Source organism: Streptomyces daliensis (assembly GCF_054782395.1).
This window is the reverse complement of record NZ_BAAGSO010000068.1, coordinates 1-1166: the sequence shown is the minus strand read 5'-3', so window position 1 is coordinate 1166 and position 1166 is coordinate 1. Positions and strand designations below refer to the sequence as shown.

The window sequence follows — 1166 nt, the reverse complement described above, 5'->3', positions numbered from 1 at the left end:
CGCCGTCGTGGAGGTCGCGTTCGATGCGGCGCAGGTCGGCGGCGGCCGTGTCCACGACCACCCCCCTGTCCGCCTCCAGCTCCGAGACCCGCGTCGCGAGGGAGGAGGGGCCGAGCAGCCCGCGGACCAGCAGCCCGTCGACCTGGGTGAGACCCCGTACGAGCCAGGGCGTCAGCAGCACGAACACCAGGCCCGTCGCCGAGACGACGGCCAGCTCGGAAGGGTTGTCCAGCATGTAGCGGGGCTCGCCGTTCGCGTCGTTCCACAGCTGGATGCCGGGCTCGTCCCCGGGGAGTGCCCACCGCCACATCGGATAGGAGAGCAGCCCCAGGCCGCAGGACCAGAAGACCACCGCGAAGCAGAAGACGACCAGGGCCCAGGGGAAGTACAGCACCGAGTAGAGCAGGTGACGCCAGCTCACCCCGTCGCGCAGCAGTGCTCCGATGATGCCCAGCGGGCCCTTGCGGCGCTGCGTCACCCGTACGGGTGCGGGTTCCCCCACCCGCACACCGAGCAGCGCGCGGGCACGGGCCCGCTCCACGCGGCCGATGACGCGGCAGCCCGCGAGCCCGAGCGCGAGTACGGGGATGCCGAGGAAGGTGACCAGCAGGCCCGCGCCGAGGGAGAGGGGGATCACCGCGTAGGCGAAGGCGAAGATCGCGACGGGCAGCCCCGTGACCGCGTACAGCAGCTCCCGCCACGTGCGGCCCTCGAAGGGGGCGCGCAGCAGCGCGGGCACCCGGCTCCTGTGGTGCTCTCCGGCGCGCGACGCGCCCGGCCTGTCGTCGTATGCCGTGGCCATGGTCGTTGTCCTCGTCCTCGTCCTGATCGTGCTTGCTCGTGCTTGCTCGTACTGCTCTTACGGGTGATGTGCGGGGGTGGGCGCGTTCAGCTCACGGCGCGGGACTCCGGGTGGCGGTCGCGCCACGGGAGTTCGGCGGTGATGGTCGTCGGGCCGCCCGTGGGGGAGTCGACGAGGAAGAGGCCGTCGACGGAGCCGAGGCGTTCGGCGAGGCCGGAGAGTCCGGTTCCGGTGGTGGTGTCGGCGCCGCCCTGGCCGTCGTCGGTGACCTGGATCAGCAGACGGGTGTCGCTGCGCCAGATGTCGATGGTGGCGCGGGTGGCGTGGCTGTGCTTGCTGATGTTCTGGAGGAGTTCGGAGACGG

Annotated in this window: 2 protein-coding genes; both read right to left on the bottom strand. The window is 71.9% G+C overall.

The window, feature by feature from the left end:
• Positions 1 to 802 (bottom strand): sensor domain-containing protein (locus ACYVOO_RS15570; RefSeq protein WP_461016252.1); only part of this gene is annotated, 802 nt, incomplete at its 3' end.
• Between the two features lie 86 nt (positions 803 to 888).
• Positions 889 to 1166: ATP-binding protein (locus tag ACYVOO_RS15565; RefSeq protein ID WP_461016251.1), on the bottom strand; the 278-nt coding region annotated here is incomplete at its 5' end.